19 protein-coding genes, 1 other RNA gene and 1 pseudogene are annotated in these 16280 nt (G+C 66.9%); 11 read left to right on the top strand and 10 right to left on the bottom strand.

Translation table 11 applies throughout. The features are described 5' to 3' along the window. Positions 1–160 precede the first annotated feature (160 nt). Positions 161–531: a transfer-messenger RNA gene (gene ssrA, locus M1D40_RS16825) on the top strand. 134 nt (positions 532–665) lie between these two features. Here ssrA and M1D40_RS16820 read toward each other — a convergent pair. Further along, positions 666–1022: a nuclear transport factor 2 family protein gene (locus M1D40_RS16820; protein ID WP_461169569.1), complete on the bottom strand. Its 357-nt coding sequence runs from the start codon at positions 1020–1022 to the stop codon at positions 666–668. A 60-nt stretch (positions 1023–1082) separates the two neighbouring features. On the opposite strand from M1D40_RS16820, the gene M1D40_RS16815 reads away from it, so the two are divergent. Next, on the top strand, positions 1083–1919 hold the full coding sequence (locus M1D40_RS16815; protein ID WP_461169568.1) for a phosphotransferase family protein: 837 nt from the start codon (positions 1083–1085) through the stop codon (positions 1917–1919). A 97-nt stretch (positions 1920–2016) separates the two neighbouring features. Then, positions 2017–2508, top strand: coding sequence for a hypothetical protein (locus tag M1D40_RS16810; RefSeq protein WP_461169567.1), 492 nt, complete (start codon positions 2017–2019; stop codon positions 2506–2508). 69 nt (positions 2509–2577) lie between these two features. Here the strand turns inward: M1D40_RS16810 and galK are convergent, their stop codons facing one another. From galK to M1D40_RS16795, 3 genes are all read right to left on the bottom strand, one after another. After that, on the bottom strand, positions 2578–3735 hold the full coding sequence (gene galK / locus M1D40_RS16805) for a galactokinase (RefSeq protein WP_461169566.1): 1158 nt from the start codon (positions 3733–3735) through the stop codon (positions 2578–2580). Then, entirely contained in the window at positions 3732–4877 is a 1146-nt protein-coding gene (gene galT, locus M1D40_RS16800) for a galactose-1-phosphate uridylyltransferase (protein WP_461169565.1), read from the bottom strand. Before galT ends, galK begins: the two co-directional genes overlap by 4 nt. Positions 4878–5020: 143 nt before the next feature. After that, entirely contained in the window at positions 5021–5860 is an 840-nt protein-coding gene (locus M1D40_RS16795; protein ID WP_461169564.1) for an SDR family oxidoreductase, read from the bottom strand. A 164-nt stretch (positions 5861–6024) separates the two neighbouring features. Here M1D40_RS16795 and M1D40_RS16790 point away from each other — a divergent pair, with 164 nt between their 5' ends. Both M1D40_RS16790 and M1D40_RS16785 read left to right on the top strand, forming a co-directional pair. After that, positions 6025–6258, top strand: a complete 234-nt coding sequence (locus tag M1D40_RS16790) for a hypothetical protein (RefSeq protein WP_461169563.1) — start codon at positions 6025–6027, stop codon at positions 6256–6258. Positions 6259–6343: 85 nt separating this feature from the next. After that, entirely contained in the window at positions 6344–6682 is a 339-nt protein-coding gene (locus M1D40_RS16785) for a hypothetical protein (RefSeq protein WP_341394291.1), read from the top strand. A gap of 45 nt (positions 6683–6727) precedes the next feature. Here the strand turns inward: M1D40_RS16785 and M1D40_RS16780 are convergent, their stop codons facing one another. The 3 genes from M1D40_RS16780 to M1D40_RS16770 form a co-directional block, all read right to left on the bottom strand. Continuing rightward, the gene (locus M1D40_RS16780) at positions 6728–7579 is read right to left on the bottom strand and encodes a hypothetical protein (RefSeq protein WP_461169562.1); all 852 of its coding nucleotides are present in this window, start codon (positions 7577–7579) and stop codon (positions 6728–6730) included. Between the two features lie 90 nt (positions 7580–7669). After that, on the bottom strand, positions 7670–8341 hold the full coding sequence (locus tag M1D40_RS16775) for an alpha/beta hydrolase family protein (protein ID WP_461169561.1): 672 nt from the start codon (positions 8339–8341) through the stop codon (positions 7670–7672). A 57-nt stretch (positions 8342–8398) separates the two neighbouring features. Beyond that, complete coding sequence (locus tag M1D40_RS16770) at positions 8399–9649, bottom strand: MFS transporter (RefSeq protein WP_461169560.1); 1251 nt, start codon at positions 9647–9649, stop codon at positions 8399–8401. Positions 9650–9780: 131 nt separating this feature from the next. Between M1D40_RS16770 and M1D40_RS16765 the strand changes: the two genes are divergently transcribed. After that, on the top strand, positions 9781–10176 hold the full coding sequence (locus M1D40_RS16765) for a ClpX C4-type zinc finger protein (protein ID WP_341394286.1): 396 nt from the start codon (positions 9781–9783) through the stop codon (positions 10174–10176). Between the two features lie 22 nt (positions 10177–10198). Here M1D40_RS16765 and M1D40_RS16760 read toward each other — a convergent pair whose 3' ends face one another. After that, positions 10199–10969, bottom strand: a complete 771-nt coding sequence (locus M1D40_RS16760) for an alpha/beta hydrolase (RefSeq protein WP_461169559.1) — start codon at positions 10967–10969, stop codon at positions 10199–10201. Between the two features lie 175 nt (positions 10970–11144). On the opposite strand from M1D40_RS16760, the gene M1D40_RS16755 reads away from it, so the two are divergent. The 3 genes from M1D40_RS16755 to M1D40_RS16745 are packed head-to-tail and all read left to right on the top strand — an operon-like array spanning position 11145 to position 13853. Further along, positions 11145–11867: an ABC transporter ATP-binding protein gene (locus M1D40_RS16755; RefSeq protein WP_341394284.1), complete on the top strand. Its 723-nt coding sequence runs from the start codon at positions 11145–11147 to the stop codon at positions 11865–11867. Continuing rightward, on the top strand, positions 11864–13135 hold the full coding sequence (locus M1D40_RS16750; RefSeq protein WP_461169558.1) for an ABC transporter permease: 1272 nt from the start codon (positions 11864–11866) through the stop codon (positions 13133–13135). Before M1D40_RS16755 ends, M1D40_RS16750 begins: the two co-directional genes overlap by 4 nt. A gap of 25 nt (positions 13136–13160) precedes the next feature. Then, the gene (locus tag M1D40_RS16745) at positions 13161–13853 is read left to right on the top strand and encodes a TetR/AcrR family transcriptional regulator (protein WP_461169557.1); all 693 of its coding nucleotides are present in this window, start codon (positions 13161–13163) and stop codon (positions 13851–13853) included. Positions 13854–13951: 98 nt separating this feature from the next. Here the strand turns inward: M1D40_RS16745 and M1D40_RS16740 are convergent, their stop codons facing one another. Continuing rightward, complete coding sequence (locus M1D40_RS16740) at positions 13952–14314, bottom strand: hypothetical protein (protein ID WP_461169556.1); 363 nt, start codon at positions 14312–14314, stop codon at positions 13952–13954. 184 nt (positions 14315–14498) lie between these two features. On the opposite strand from M1D40_RS16740, the gene M1D40_RS16735 reads away from it, so the two are divergent. Further along, positions 14499–15047 carry a dihydrofolate reductase family protein gene (locus M1D40_RS16735; protein ID WP_461169555.1) on the top strand — a complete coding sequence of 183 codons (549 nt, stop codon included), beginning with the start codon at positions 14499–14501 and terminating at the stop codon, positions 15045–15047. Positions 15048–15059: 12 nt separating this feature from the next. On the opposite strand, the gene yczE is transcribed toward M1D40_RS16735, so the two are convergent. After that, complete coding sequence (gene yczE / locus M1D40_RS16730) at positions 15060–15668, bottom strand: membrane protein YczE (protein ID WP_461169554.1); 609 nt, start codon at positions 15666–15668, stop codon at positions 15060–15062. Positions 15669–15813: 145 nt separating this feature from the next. Here yczE and M1D40_RS16725 point away from each other — a divergent pair. Next, a pseudogene (locus M1D40_RS16725) lies at positions 15814–16161 on the top strand (TetR family transcriptional regulator); the annotation flags it as partial. Between the last annotated feature and the right edge of the window lie 119 nt (positions 16162–16280).

Genomic DNA, 16280 nt, shown 5'->3' with positions numbered 1-16280 from the left:
CCCACCATTCTCGTGCACATTTCTCATGCGCACGGGTTTTTTCCGGCGCACCGGGAATCATCCCGGGGAGGCCTGCGTTATTATTTTTGGACGCCGGGAACGGGCCGGCGGCGTGAGTGCATGAACCTTGATAACTACACAAACCTCGATGACTACACACGGGGATGATCGGTTTCGACGGTGTTTGCCGCGAAAGGGGAAGCGGGCCGAGGATGCAGAGTTATCTCGCTAACGCTCTCTGCAAAAAAATAAGTGCCAAACCTATGCGCACTGACTTCGCCCTTGCTGCCTAAGCAGTAAGGCACAGTCCGTCAGCCCGGAGTTGCTCTCGCTCCGGTATCTGGCGTCGTTTAGAGGGCCACTGCTGAACACCCTTGCCGTTGGGGTGTTCAGGACACTTTAACGGCTGGGCCCGGATCAGCCGCACGTCTGTACGACGGCTGGGGCCAAGAAAATCCGACGCAGACTGCGCCCGGAGAAGCCCTTTCAACTCAACATCGGACGGGGGTTCGATTCCCCCCATCTCCACAGATCCGGCACCTGCCGGACCGCGAAGGCCTGCCCGGCACCGGGCAGGCCTTACGTGTTTCCGGGGCCTTCACAGGTTCCGGGCCTTTAGTGTTTTCCGGCCCTGCCGCATGTCCGGACCCTCCGGGTTTCCAGGCTTACTCGAAGTCCGGCGGCACGACCGTTCCCTGGTGATACCGCAGGCGTGCAGTGGCGGCCGACGTGTCCCACAGTGAAGCGTGGCGGCTCTGCCGGGTGCCCGAACGGATCCGGTAGGTGACGAGAACAAGGTGCGGAGCGAGTTCGGTGAAGTCCCATTCGTCCGTGTCCGGCACCGGGCGCGCGGCTTCGCGGTTCAGGGCTTCGATGACCTCGGCGCGGGTCCAGCGCCGCCCGGAACGGCCGATCTCGAGAAAGTCCGGGTGCAGGAGTTCCCGAACCCGAGGTGCATTGCCCCGCGTCGAGGACTCGAGAAGCTCCATCTCTGCGGTTTGTATCAGGGTGTGTGCGGTCATGGAGCCAGTGTGCCCGATTCTCCGGCTCAGCCCTGTTACTTTCGGACCATGGGGAAAAGCGTGAACGGCGTTCTGCACGACATTGTGGATCTTGCCGTCGATGGTTTGCCGCCGGGAGCACAGGCAGCACAGCGGACCGTTGTGGACCTTGGAACAGCACACACCGTTGTCCTGCTCCGGGGGTACGCCGCCGTTCGGGTGCGGCGTGATCTCGGCACTGCGGCCGGGATGCGGCGGCGGCAGCAGCTTGTGGACAGCATCCCCGCATCGGTTGGCTTCCTGCTCCCGCGGTCGCTGGGTCCGGTCGTGGAACTCGACGGGACCTCGGCGGTCGCCAACGAACTGATACCCGGGGCACCCTGCCCGGCAGGCGAGGGGGACCCGGGTGAGCTCCGGAAGCTGCTCGCCCGGGTTGCGTCCATTCCCACCGGGCCAATCGAAGAGCTGCTCGCTGAACCTCTGGAATTCTGCGGAGGGGCCCAGTGGTACGGCATCCAGCGGAAGGAGGTGATTCCGCTTCTGGACGGGGACGTTCAGGGGCGGGCCCTGCACGCGGTCTGCGCCCTGGCGGCCCTTGAACCTGTGCGGGAGGTCTTCGCCCACGGTGATCTGGCCGGTCAGAACGTCTTCTGGGACGGCGGACGGGTAGTCGGAGTCCTTGATTGGGATTTGGCTTCCCGGAGTGACCGTTCCACTGACCTTGCGTGCGTCGGTGCGTGGAACGGGTGGGACAAGCTGCCGTTGATCGCCGATTCTGAGGACACCAGCCGGGCGTTGGTGCGGCGAAACACCTTCCGGCTGCAGCAGCTCGCGTTTGCCGTGGTCAACGGCAGATCAGCGGAGGAAATTCAACGGACAGCCGCGCGGGCCAGTGCCTGGCTCCGGCAGAACCTGTAGCACCCGCGTCATCACAGGTGCCGGATCCGGCCCCGTCTCCTAGGCTGGGTTTCACGTACTAAACCCAGACAGAAAACTCGGACAGGGGAGGTCAACCATGGCAGGACGCGGACGAACGCTGCTCAAGGCGGCAGGATCGGGAGCGGCGGCGGGGCTGGTGGGTGTGGCAGCGATGACCGCCGGGGAAAAGGTGGAGCAGCTGTTCACCTCGCGGCCCAATTCCTACGTGCCGGCGCGAACCCTGCTGTCGCTGCTGGGCCAGAAGCCCGACGACGACGCCCGCCCGCCGGTCTGGAACCACGCCATGCACTGGGGGACCGGTGCCGTGCTCGGCGCGCTGCGCGGAGTCTGGGCGGTAACGGGTATCCGGGGTCCGGTGGCGAACACCACCCACACCGTAGTGCGGCTGGCCACGGACCAGACGCTGGAGAATGCCACCGGTGTCGGAGCTCCGCCGACCTCCTGGCCGGCCGGCGAAACCGTGGTTGATGTGTGGCACAAGGCGGTCTACTCGTGGGTGACCGGAGCGGTCTGCGATGCCTGGATAGCGCCGGTGCTGGAGTCCAGGCGCGGGACCGTTAGCCACTGAGCCGGGCTGGACGGAATCTCTGCAGGCCCGTTATCTGCACAACAGATGGGCCCAGCGGCGCGCTCGGTCCTAGCCTTCCGTCCGGCCGGCTCCGGCGGCAGGCAGCACGGTGAAGACGGCGGGAGCGGCGTAGTCCGCCGCGGCGAAGGCGCGGGTCACAGCATCGGTGACGGCGCCGGCGTCGTCGGAGTTCACCAGGGCGATGGCCGAACCGCCGAACCCGCCGCCGGTCATCCGGGCGCCGAGCGCACCAGCGCCGAGGGCCGTCTCCACCGCCAGATCCAGCTCGGGGCAGGAGATTTCGAAGTCGTCGCGCATGGAAGCGTGGCTTTCCACGAGGAGGGCACCGAGTTTGGCCGGGCCTTCCGTGCGCAGGACGTCGACGGCGGCCAGCACACGGGCATTTTCCGTGACCACGTGCCGCACGCGGCGGAAGGTCTCCTCATCCAGGATGCCGGCGGCCTCGGCCAGGTCTTCCGTGCTGAGATCGCGCAGGGCAGCGACTCCCATGGCTTTGGCGCCCTGCTCGCAGGAGGCCCGCCGGGAGGCGTAACCGCCGGTGGAATGTTCGTGGCTGACCCGGGTGTCTATCACCAGCAGGGTCAGGCCGTTGCCGGCCAGATCCAACGGTACGAGCTGCGCTTCCCGGTTGCGGCAGTCCAGGAAGACGGCATGTCCCTCCTCGCCGAGCAGGGATGCGGACTGGTCCATGATTCCGGTGGGTGCACCCACCATGAGGTTTTCGGCCCGCTGGCCAAGTGCGGCCAGTTCGGGTCCGGTCAGTCCGGCCTCGGAGAGGTCGTTGGCCATGACTGCCACAGCGCACTCGAGGGCAGCCGAAGAGGAGAGGCCCGCCCCTACGGGTACATCCGAATCCAGATACACGTCGACGCCGGGGACCTTGGTGCCCTGGTCCTCGAAGGCCCACAGCACCCCCAGCGGATAAGCGGCCCAGCCTTCGACGCTGCCGGGCCGCAGGTCGTCCAGATGGGTGCTGGCCGTGCTTCCTCCGTCGAATGCCGAATGGATGTGCGCGGTGCGGTCGCCGCGCGGCGCGGCAGCCACCGACGTCGAGCGGTTGATGGCGAACGGCAGCACAAAACCGTCGTTGTAGTCGGTGTGCTCGCCGATCAGGTTAACCCGTCCGGGAGCGGACCAGATCCCCGCCGGCTCCCGGCCGAAACGGTCGGTGAAGGCGGCTGCCAGTTCGGGGGCGGAGAGAGTCATGGCCGGGCCTTTCCTGCGGGCTGCACGTTATCGGCGGGGGTAGAGGGTGCGGCGGCACGGAGGTTTGCTGCCACCTGTTCGGGAAGGGTGTCGTTGATGAAGGCGCCCATCGCTGCTTCGGAGCCGGCCAGGAACTTCAGTTTGTCCTCCGCCCGGCGCGGTGAGGTCAGCTGCAGGTGCAGGCGGCTCGCCGGACGGAAGCGCGGGTCCAGCGGGGCCTGGTGCCAGGCGGCAATGTAGGGCGTGGGGGTGGAGTACAGGCCGTCGACGCGGCCCAGCAGGTCAAGGTAGACGGACGTCAGGTCATCGCGCTCGGCGTCGTTCAGCTCGGAAAGGTCCGCCACCTGGCGGTGCGGCACCAAATGAACTTCCAGCGGCCAGCGGGCGGCAAAGGGAACAAAGGCGCTGAAGTGCCGGCCTTCGAGGATCATCCGGTCCCCGGAGTTTCGTTCCGCCTCCAGAGCTGCACCGATCAGGGTTTGCTGTCCGCCCGAGGCCTCGTGGAAGGCTGCCGCCTGCTGCGCCATGACCGCGGAGCGCGGAGGGATGAACGGGTAGGCGTAAATCTGGCCGTGCGGATGCAGCAGGGTTACGCCGATATCCGCCCCGCGGTTCTCGAAGCAGAACACCTGCCGGATGCCTTCCATGGCGGAGAGCGCCTCCGTGCGCTGTGCCCAGGCGTCGACAACGGTGCGGGCACGCTCCGGCGTCAGCGAGCCGAAGGACCCTTCGTGTGCGGAGTCGAAGGCCACCACTTCGCAGCGTCCGTAGGCAGGCGCCGTCGCGCCCCAGGAGGGGTTGTCCGGGAGGACGCCCAAATCGGGGCCGAAGGACGGAAAGCGGTTCTCGAACACCACCACTTCGTAGTCTTCAGCCGGGATTTCCGAGGCGCGCGACGGCGACGACGGGCACAGCGGGCACTGGTCGGCGGGCGGCAGGTGGGTCCGTGACTGGCGGTGTGCAGCCACTGCGATCCACTCTCCGGTCAGTGCGTCGTACCGGGCGGTGCCGTTGCCGGGCCGGGCGGGCAGTCCCCGGCGATCAGCCGGGGCTGCCGTCCGCCGGCGTGCAGTCTCCGCGGAGGCATCAAAATAGATGAGTTCCCGGCCGTCGGAGAGCCGCGTGCTGGTGGAGACTGTCATGAATTCCTTTGTCGGCCTGTCGCTGAAATTCACAGACTATCCCAAGCTCCCGGCTCTAACGCGGGGTGTGACGGCGCCCCGGCGGAACGTGTGACAGCGGGCCTTGCGGAACGCGCGACGGCGGAACGCCGCGGCCGGGAGGGTTACAGGATTGGGCGGCCGCCCGTCACTGCAACCCGCGCACCCGAGATGTAGCTGCCGTCATCGGAGGCCAGGAGCACGTACACCGGTGCCAGTTCGGCGGGCTGCCCGGGCCTGCCCAGCGGGGTGTCGGACCCGAAGGACGCCACCTTCTCCGGCGGCATGGTGGCGGGAATCAGCGGCGTCCAGATGGGTCCCGGCGCGACGCTGTTGACCCGGATGCCCTTCTCGCCCAGCAGCTGCGCGAGGCTGGCGGAGAAGTTGGCGATCGCTGACTTCGTGGCCGCGTACGGCGCGAGCGTGGGGCTGGGCATGTCCGAGTTCACCGAGGAGCTGCCGATGATTGCGGATCCGGGCGCCATGTGCGGAAGTGCGGCCTTGACCAGGTAGAACATGGCGTTGATGTTGACCTTGAAGGTGTACTCCCACTCTTCGTCGGAAATCTCCTCCAGAGTCTCGTGGTTCATCTGGTACGCGGCGTTGTTCACGAGGATGTCGACCTTGCCGAATTCGCGCACTGCGGTTTCGATGACCTTGCGGCACTGCTCGGCCTTGTCCAGGTCTCCGGGAACCAGCACGGCGCGCCGTCCGGCTTCCTCCACCCAGCTGGCCGTCTCCTTCGCGTCGTCGTCCTCATTCAGGTAGGAAATGACGACGTCGGCGCCTTCGCGTGCGTACGCGATGGCGACTGCACGGCCGATGCCGCTGTCGCCGCCGGTGATCACCGCGGTCTTGCCGGTGAGCTTGCCCATTCCTCGGTAGGTTTTTTCGCCGCAGTCCGGAGTGGGGGTCATCTGGCCCTGCGTGCCCGGGGTGTCCTGCTGCTGTTCCGGCTGGTTCATGACAGTCCTTTCACTGGCAAAGTGGTAAGCAGGCTTATAATCTAATGGTGCCGGCAGCTCTTGGGAAGCCCTGTTTTCGGGCCCCCGGGACTTGGGCCGGCGCGATCTCGACAGCCTTCGCGCTGCTGTCCCGCAGCAGCCGCCGACAGCAAAGGAGAATGACGATGCCCACCGCAGATGACACATCCGCCGTGCCGGCGCAGAACGAAGCCGATGCCTTGGAGCAGCAGGCTCCCACGGTCCCCGAGGCCCAGGAAGACACCGGAATCCAGGACCCTGTGCGGGCGCACGGAGATCCGCTGCGGCCGGAGGGCTCGGAAGCGGACCGGCTTGAGCAGGGGGCAGACGGCGGGTTGCCTCCTGACGAGGATGACTACCCCCGCGGCAGTGCCGGCTGACAGCCGACCCGCTGCACCGTTCCCGAAAGGCTGTTCCCGAAAGAGCGCCAGAGCCAAACCCGACAAATTGCAGGAGGAAGCAACCATGACCGATTCACCCGCGCACGAAGACCTTCAGCTGCCCGATTTCGACCACATTCCGCTGGGCTCACTGCCGTCCAGGATCCATCCGCTCGATGAAGCCGGAGTGTCCGGGCTGCTGGACTACGAACGCGCACACGGAAACCGGCTGCCGGTGATTCAGGTCCTTGAGCGCCGGCTGGACGCGCTGCGCAACGGTGAGGAGCCGAGCGGCTCGGTTCCGGAGGACCTGCCCGAGGTGACGCAGAACCAGCAGGGCTCCAAGGTTTCCCCGGCGACCACCGGACCCAAGATCAATCCGCCGTCGCAGGGCGATCCCACCAATCCGGCGCAGCCGCGCTAGCCTCTCCGGCGCTGCGCTAACCTCTCCGGCGGCGGGCGGCCTGCCTCAGGCCGCCCGTTCCGCCGACGCCCTCCGGTGCTGATGCGCGCCGTGCGGGTGCACGCCCAGGCTCTGCCGGGTGTGCGCTTCCAGGCCGGCGACGGCCTGATCCGGCAGATCAATAATCCCGCGCAGGGAACCCCGCAGGCTGCGGTAGGCCGCTTCCACCTCCGAAGGGGTGGCGGCGCCGTCGAGGATGATGTTCAACGCCTGCCGCGCTGTGGCGAGTTTGCTGCGTTCGGCATCGCTGAGCTTTGACTGCCCGCAGCGCCGGGCGTATTTTTCGGCGGTGACAAAGGCAACTTCAAAACGGTCCACGGCGCGGCGGAGCGTGGAAGCCTCTGCCTGGCCGCGGCCGAGGTCCAGGGCTTCCGCCTCAGCGGCCCGGATGCCCTGCATGGCGACGATGACGTCGCGGATGACGGAGTCGGAGTAGTCGGTCATCACCGGGTAGTCGATCATCAGCGACACATCGGTTTCATACCGGGACCACTTCACCAGCAGTTCGTCGCGGCGCTGGTACAGCCGGCGCGAGGCCTCAGCCTGCGCCGCGGCGTCATAACGTCGGTTCTGGGCCCTGCGCGCCCGGCGCCTGATGCCCCGTACGCCCAGGGTCAGCAGCACTGCCGCTCCGATGAAGAGCGACGGCGTGATGAAGACGCCGAAGAATGAGAGCAGGGAGGGACCGTCGTCGAACCCGGAAAAACCCTCGGCGCCGTCCGCCAGATCGGAGGATTCCGAGAGAATCCACCCGAGCATCTGGAAGGCGCCGTATCCTAGAACCGCCACCAGGCCTGCAGCAAGGGCCGTGAAGACCAGGGCTGCAACCGCGACCTTCTTCGCCAGTCTCTTCAGCATGGCGATAGCTTACCCAGTGCCGGGCCCGTCGGGACAGGGGGTGAAAGCTATCTCACGGAGGTGCGTGGGCTGTGCTGCCCCGGTATCGGCTCAGTCCGGCGCCATCCCTTCCAGGAACCGCACGACCGGGCCGGCCAGTTCGGCCCCCACAACCTCCGGGTCCCGCTTATTGCCGCGGACCTCAAAGGAGTGGTTGCCGCCCTCGATCCACGAAATGCGGGCCTTGGGGCCAACGCGTTCGGCCACGGGTTCCAGTTCCCCCGGCAGCGCGAACGGGTCCCGGGTTCCCTGCAGAAACAGCATCGGCAGGGTCAGCCCGTACAGATGCTCGTCACGCAGCTTTTCGGGCTTGCCCGGCGGATGCAGCGGGTAACCCAGGAAGATCAGGCCCGCCGTCGTCATGCCCTCCGCGGCGGCCATTGAGGCCATCCGCCCGCCGAAGGATTTGCCGCACGCCCAGAGCGGAAGACCCGGTGTCCGGGCGGCCGCCGCAGTCATGGCAGTCCGCCACGCTTCGATGGCAGCCGGAGGGCGGTCCGGAAACTTCTTCCCGGCCTCGCGGTAGGGGAAGTTGAAACGGAGCGTGGCAACGCCGTCGTCATTGAGCGCATCGGTGAAGCCGGTGAGGAACGGGTGATCCATCCCGGCACCGGCCCCGTGCGCGACGACGACGGCGGCGGTTGCGTTTGCGGGGGAGGCAAAGGCCGCCGAGACTTCGACTTCGCCTGCCGGAACAAGAAACTTTTCGTGCTGGATGGACATGTCCTTCAATTTACGCGGCTGCAGCCAGCAGGTCCCGACAGGCGTTCGTGCCGCCCGTCACCGGAAGCCGCGGAGGGAATCCGCCCGCAGCAGCGGAAGGGCGGCCGCCCCCGACAACAGAGCCCACACCGCCAGCAGCGGAACAGGGCCGGCCAGCCCCGCGGCCAAACCGCCCAGGACTGCCGCGACCGGCATGACTCCCAAGGTGATGGTGCGCTGCGCCGACCCGACGGTGGCGAGTTCCCCGGGCGACACCGTCCGGGGCAGCACCTCCGCCCCGGCCACCGCCGAGACCGACACCAGAAAGCTCCAGGCCAGCGACTGGGCCGCCAGCCACGTGATCTCAGGCCCGGGAAGCCACTGGCAGGCCACGGCCATGCCCACCGCGGGAACAGCCAGCAGTGCCGCGCTGGTCCGCAGCACCTTCAAGCCAAGTCCGGCGGTGAGGCGCGGCGCGGCGGCAGCACCGGCCATGGCACCGGCCGCAGCCACCACGCCCAGCCCTGCGTAGGCCGCCGGGTCGATCCCCAGATCCCGGAGGACAAACACCGGCAGCACCGTGTTGCCCAGCATTGCTCCGGCGTTGGTCAGAGTTCCGGAAAGGGTCAGTGCCCACAGCGCGGGGGTCCGGCGCAGGGTGGCGAACCCGCGGCGGAACTGGCCGCCCGCTTCCCTCCGGCGCACCCGCGGAACGGGGCTGACACGGATGCCGCGCTGAAAAACCAGCGACCCTGCGTAGGAGGCGGCTGCCACCAGCATTATGCCGGGCAGGCCGAGCAGCGCCAGTGCGGCGCTGCCTGCGGCTGCCGCGGTTGTCGACGCCGCCTGGTTCACCAGTGCCAGGCGGGAGTAGGCCGCCTTCAGTCCCCGGGGAGGCACGGCTGCGGGAATGACGGTGCTCTGCGCGGTGGTGAAGACGACGTCGGCCACACCCACAAGGACGGCGGCGCCCAGCAGGGCGGGTCCTGAGAGCAGCTCCAAGCAGTACCCCGCAGTGAGAAGCACCGCAGCGAGGCAGCGGCCGAGGGTTGCCGCCCCCATGGCACGCGTCCTGTTCCGGATCCGGTCAATGAGCATTCCGGCCGGCATGCCCAGCAGGAGAAACGCGGTGAGGCTGACGGCGTTCAGCAGGCCCACGAAGCCGGTGCCGAGACCGAGCACTGTTACGGCCAGGATGGGCAGGAGCGTGCGGGTTAGGGCATCTCCGAAACCCTCCGCGGCGCCGGCGGCCAGGATAAACCGAAGCGTCCGTGGGCTTGCCTCGCCGGCGGAGGCGGCAGAATGAACCTCCGAAACCCGCTTTGCCATGTTTCCCCCTGTGGATTACGGATGTCAGGCAAGCCCTGACACGGCGAGTCTGTCAGGTAATACCTGACACGGCAAGGGCTCACAAGGAAGGCGTACGGCAGGTAGTTCAAGCTGCACCGTAGGGTGGGGGAATGGAAAGCCGTTCCGGGGAATCCGGAGAAGTTGCTGCCGCGGATCCCGCCGCTCAGCCGTTTATGTGTTCGTTCTGCCTGCGCCCGCGCGAGGAGACCGGCCTGCTGGTGGGTGCGCCGGCAGCTGCCATTTGCCGGAACTGCACAGAGGCCGCGCTCGTCCTGTTCCGGCAGGCGCCGTCCGATGTGCAGCCCGCGCCCCGAGCCCCATGGGACCTCCTCAGCGACAAGGAGCTGCTGGAGAAGCTGCCGCAGGTCGCCCGGGCGCGCGACGACGTCGAAAACCACCTGCGCCGGTGGGTCGCCGCAGCCCGCGCGCGGCACATCAGCTGGGCCGGGATCGGCGAAGCGCTGGGCATGTCCCGCCAGTCAGCCTGGGAGCGGTTCCGCAGCTAGTTGCTTCAGACAGCTGGTCCGCTCACCACCCGAGCCAGTCCACGGCCTCCCTGGCAATCGACGCCGGGGCCGTGTGGCCGCCGTCGAACTCCCGGTAGGTGACGTCGTATCCGTCCCGTTCGAGGGCCGGGACAATTTTCCGGCTGGTGGAACGGATGGGGAGAACGTCGTCACCGGTGCCGTGGGAAACAAAGACAGCCGGCTTGCCCTGCCGCGGACCGGACGGAATGAATCCCGGTGAAAAGGCGATCACTTTGGAAAACAGGTCTCCGTTGGCCAGACCCAGGCCCAGCGCATAGGACGCGCCGTCGGAAAAGCCGCAGATGCCGATGCGCTCGGGATCAATGCCGACGGCGGAAAAGGTCTCCCGCAGCCCTGCATCGATATGATCCACGTCGGCCTCGTATGCGCCGCGGATGGCGTCCCAGGTTCCGGAGCGCGACGCGGGAGCCATCAGTACCAGCCCGTACTCATCAGCAAGGCCCGTCAGCAGGGACAGTCCTCCCGCGGCGTCTGAACCTGCACCGTGCAGGAGAACCAGCAGCGGCAGGAGCCCGCCCGGGGCAGCCGCCGAACCGGCCGGTTCAGCCGGCACATACAGCAGCGCATCACGTTCAGCGACCAGCCCCAGAGGCCGCTGTCCCGGGGCCGCAGCGACGCCGTCCTTCTCCGGCCGGGCGCTGAGGCGGGCTGCGTGTATCCCCGCATCCGTACTTCGCACCGGGCGGCAGCCCGGGATGAAGGCACCGGCTGCCAGTAGGGCAGCGGCAGCTGCAAAGGTTCGACGGGACATCTCAGGCACCTTTCCCTCCTGCCGGTGTCCGGGCCGGCCGGTCCGGTAACTCCACCACGAGTCAAGCGGCCCGGCTGCACCGTGTAAAGGGTGCACCGGGCAGGGTAAGGCCAGCGCCCGCCTACCAAAGGTGCACTCCCTGCAAACTTGCAGGTACTGCACGTACGGTTGGCTTATGACACCACACGTACTCAGCGCCCAGGACCTGACCAAGTCATACGGCCAGGGGGAGAACCGGTTTGACGCACTCAAAGGGGTCAGCCTTGCCGTGGAGGCCGGGGATTCCCTGGCCATCGTCGGCAAGAGCGGATCCGGCAAGTCGACACTCATGCACCTGCTGGCACTGCTGGATACGCCCGACGGCGGCATCATCTCGGTCAAGGGCCAGGATGCCCGCTCCCTGGGCAAGAACGAACTGAACGAGCTGCGCAACCGGGACTTCGGATTCGTGTTCCAGCAGTTCTTCCTCACCCCCAACTCCTCGGTGCTGGACAACGTGGTGCTGCCGCTCATGATCGCCGGAGTAAAACCGGCCGAACGGAAAAAGCGCGGCATGGAGGCGCTGGAACGCCTGGAAATGGCGGACAAGGCTCGAAACAAGGCCACGGACCTCTCCGGTGGCCAGAAACAGCGGGTGGTGATCGCCCGCGCCCTGGTGAACAATCCGTCGGTGATCTTCGCCGATGAACCCACCGGCAACCTGGACACCGCCACCGGCGCCGTCGTCGAAGACATCCTCTTCGACCTGAACCGGGAACAGGGGATCACCCTGATTGCCGTCACCCACGACACCGACCTCGCGGCCCGCTGCGGCCGCCAGCTCTACATCAAGGACGGCCGCGAAGTGTCGGCCGCCGAGCTTTCCTCCACCACCATCACCACAGGGGCCTCCGCATGACCGCCGGCGACATTCTCCGCTCTGCCGTATCCAATACCTTCCGCAGCAAGGTCCGCACCGCGCTCACCGTCGTCGCGATCTTCATCGGTGCCTTCACCCTGACGCTCACCAGCGCCATCGGTGCCGGCGTCTCGGACTACATCGACAAACAGGTGGGCGCCATCGGCGGCGACAACCTGATGACGGTCTCGCCCGCCACCGAAGCGGAAGCGGCCGATGAGGGGCCCAAGGAATACAACCCCGACGGCGCCGCCACCCAGGGCAACTTCACCCTGCTCTCCGATGCGGACATCGAGGCTATCCGTGCCACCGAAGGCATCGAGAAGGTGGAACCGGCCGCGATGCTCGCTCCCGATTTCATCCAGTACGACGGCGGGGCCAAGTTTGAGCTGACCGTGAACCCGATGGCGGGGCTGGCGGATGCGGACCTCGCCGCCGGCCGCCAGCTCGCGGAGGACAGCGGCTCGCTGGAAGTGCTGATCCCGTCCAGCTACGTGGAAGCGCTGGGCTTCACCGACGAGCAGGCAGCCGTGGACCAGACCGTCACTCTTGCCGTGACTGACTATGCCGGAACCCAGCACACCGTTGACGCCGTCATTGCCGGCGTGCAGAACGACTCGCTCTTTGGCGACGGATCCGGCTTCAGCGCCGGCCTGCGTGCCGAGATGGACGCCCTGCAGCGCACCGGAATTCCGGAAGGCGTTTCCACCGGTTACATCACCTCCGTGGCGTACCTGGACGAGGGCACGGACGACGAGCAGCTGGCCGCGGTCAAGGCTGACCTGGACGCCAAGGGCTTCACCGGCCTCACGGTTGCGGACCAGATCGGCGCCATCCAGACCGTCATCAACGGCATCATCGGCGTTCTGAACGCCTTCGCCGTCATCGCCCTGATCGCCGCAGGCTTCGGCATCGTCAACACGCTGCTGATGAGCGTGCAGGAACGCACCCGGGAAATCGGCCTGATGAAGGCCATGGGAATGGGCGGCGGCAAGATTTTTGCATTGTTCAGCGTTGAAGCGATCTTCATCGGCTTCCTCGGCTCAGCCTTGGGAGCCGGCGTCGCCGTCGGGCTCGGCTCGGTGATCAGTTCGGTGCTTTCCAACACCGTCCTCTCATCGCTGCCCGGACTCCACATCATGCTGTTCACCCCGGCGTCCGTTGCAACTATCATCGGCGTCGTTATGCTGATCGCCTTCCTGGCCGGCACCCTGCCGGCCCGGCGCGCGGCGAAGCAGAATCCAATCGACGCCCTGCGGTACGAGTAGCGGCTGAAGACCGGGGGCAGCGACCATGACGACGGCGGGGGCAGACAAGGGCGGTAATCCGGGCGTCGAGGAGCCGGGTACTGAGGGGCACGACGGCGAGGGGCACCCCGGCGAGGGGCTGCGCGCCCGCAAGCGCGCAGCCGCCCGTGCCGTGATCGAAAGGGCCGCGATAGACCTGGTGCTGGAGCGCGGGTATGACCGGGTGACGGTGGACATGATCTGTGCCGCCGGCATGGTCTCGCCGCGGACCTTCTTCAACTACTTCGGCTCCAAGGAAGGCGTGTTTCTTGGGCCGCCTCCCGCCGATGCAACCGAGGCGGTGGCCCGCGCCTTTCGGGCCGACAGCGCCGCCCCGGTGGTTTTCACGCTCGCCAAAGCGGTGTTCTCCGCACTGTTTGAAGGCCAGCCCAACGCCGAACTGGCCCGGGCCCGGATGCAGGTGGTGATGGGCACACCGGAGCTGTTGTCCAAGCAGAACGAATGGATGGCGGTCCATGAGAACCAGTTGGTGAACCTCGTCGTCACCCGGTACCGGGATCAGCTTCGCACCGAACCGGCAGCGGAGCTCGCCGCCGAGGCGCGGATGGCCGTGGGCCTGGCGCTGGCAGTCGTCCGCGTGGTGCTGCAGGAGAGCGAGCCGGAGGACGACGGCGGGTGGCCCGGCGCCGCCGCCATGGACCGCTCCCGGGAGCTGCTGGAGAAGATTTTCGCGCGTTGAGAGGGGGCGCTGCCGGCAGGACTGCCGCCGTCAGCGCCGGCCGGGAATCAGTACCGGCCGGGAATCAGTACGGGCCGGGAATCAGCGCGGGCCGGGAATCAGTGCGGGCCGGGGGCGTCGGAACGGGACTCGCCTTCGCCTTCGCCGTCGTCGTCCGTCACACCGGGACGCGATCCAAAACTGCGCTTGATCCCGGTGCCTTTGCCCAGGTGCTCGGGGTTGGGGCGGGCGGTAAGAATCAGGAGCAGGAAAATCAGCAGCGAAACAATGAAGGTAACGCAGGCAGCCGCGACGCCGAGCTCCCACCGGAACTCGCGCTCCGTGCCTCCGGTGGAGAAGAGCGCCACGGACAGCCCGGCCACTGCTGCAAGCACGGCGGAGATGATCACGGGGACGTTGCCGTAGTCCTGCCGCCCGGCCGGGCCCTGCTGGCCGGGCATTGAGGGCGTGCTCTGAGGCATGGCCATTCCTCCTGCGGAGAGGGTGAAGAGGCACGCCCCATCGTAAGACTCATCAGCGCCGGCCGGAACCCCCGTGCGAACCCCGTCCGGCGTTCCTTCCTGCATCCGCAGCGACTATTCTTCCGGGGAACGGTCCGGCGGCGCGTAAGGCCGGACATCGGACCAGAGATGCGGGAGTACGGCCATGCGCAAGGTGACGGCGGCACTGTTCAGTTCCATCGATGGTGTGGTGGAAAACCCGGGGGAGTGGCAGTTTGACCACTTTGACGAGGATATGGGCGCCGCCATGGAAGCGGCCCTGTCCACCCAGGACACGGTGCTGCTGGGACGGGTGACCTATCAGCAGTGGGCGGACTACTGGCCGGGCAACACCTCGGACGACTTTGGCGGCTTCATCAACCCGGTCCGGAAATTTGTGGCCTCCCGAACGCTCTCGGACGAAGACCTGCAGTGGAACAATTCCCGGTTGATGGACGGCGAGCTGGAGGATTTTGTGCGGCGGCTCAAGGAGCTCGACGGCGGGGACATTGCGGTGAACGGCAGCATCTCCGTGGTACGCCGACTGCTCTTTGCCGGTCTGCTGGATTCCCTCACGCTGATGATCCACCCGGTGGTAGTTGGCACCGGTCGGCGCCTGTTCGAGCCCGGGGATCCGCTGACCCGGCTGAGGCTGGCCGATTCGCAGATAACGGCCTCAGGGAACGCCCTCCTAACCTATGGGCTGCGGACGTAACGCGAGCGTCCGCTAGCTCTGCGCACGCAGTGGAATTCCCCGCATGTCGAAGAGCGGCAGGGCGCGGCTGATGAGCGGGCCCACCAGCAGGGCAAAGGCCACCGTGCCCAGCCCTACGGTGCCTCCCAGCGCCCAGCCAAGAGCGAGCACGGCCACCTCGATACCGGTGCGGACCGCCCAGACCGGCCAGCCGAAACGGACATGTATTCCGGTCATGAGTCCGTCCCGGGGGCCCGGTCCCAGCCGTGTTCCGAGGTAAAGCCCCGTGGCCGCAGCGAGCAGGAGCAGCCCGCCGGCGAAAAGCAGCACCTGCGCCCAGAGCTGCTCGGGCTGCCGAACCAGGATGAGGCAGATCTCGGCACTGGGGCCCACCAGCAGTACGTTGAGGACAGTGCCAATCCCCGGTTTCTGCCGGAGCGGAATCCACAGCAGGAGCACCAGCAGGCCAATCAGGTTGGTGACAAAGCCGAACGGGATGCCTGACTGCCTGGAGGTACCCTGCCCGAGGACGTCCCAGGGGGACACTCCCAGATTTGCCTGAATCATCATGCCGATTGCAAAGCCGTAGCAAAAGAGCCCGAACAGGAGCTGGGCGGAACGGCGCACGGTGATCCAAGTCATGCTCCAAGACAAGCCCGTAATAGGCCCCGGTTCAAGCAGATGTCAGGCATGACGGAGAAAGGGTTACCGGAGCGGAAGGAAATCCGAAAACGGGCTAAGCTGGTCGGTCAACCGAAACACGGTTGACCGTTGAGCTGGAGGAAGAATGTTCAGGCCGGGCGCACCAATCGACGAAGTCGAGCAGGACGTTGAAGCAATGATCATCGAGCTGGTCCATGAACTGGGCCGGCTGGCGGAAGCTGATCCGGATCCGGTGGGCGCGCAGGACCGCGCCTACATCAAGGCGTTCTCTGATGCAGGGTCCAACAGCGAGACGGACCAGGGCGCACTGCTGGCCACCGCCGTCGGGCGGCCGAACCTGGCGGAATCACTGATCTACCTGAACCGGCGCCTGGACCGTGACAATCTGGACCCCCGCCAGCCCACAGGGATCATCGGCGTGATCATCCGCCTGGCGATGGACGGATTGTGGGTCAGCGACATCTTGGATGCCACCCGCTTTGAGGACAGGGAACGCACCCGCATCACCAAGTTGCTCACCGCGCTGACCCGGGTCAGCGACGAGCAGCTCGAAACGATGCTCGGTGCGCTCACCGCGTCCGGGGAGCGTGC

Source organism: Arthrobacter sp. Z1-15 (genome assembly GCF_054792395.1).
Note: the sequence above shows the minus strand (reverse complement) of the source record. Positions and strands in the feature narration are given on the sequence as shown.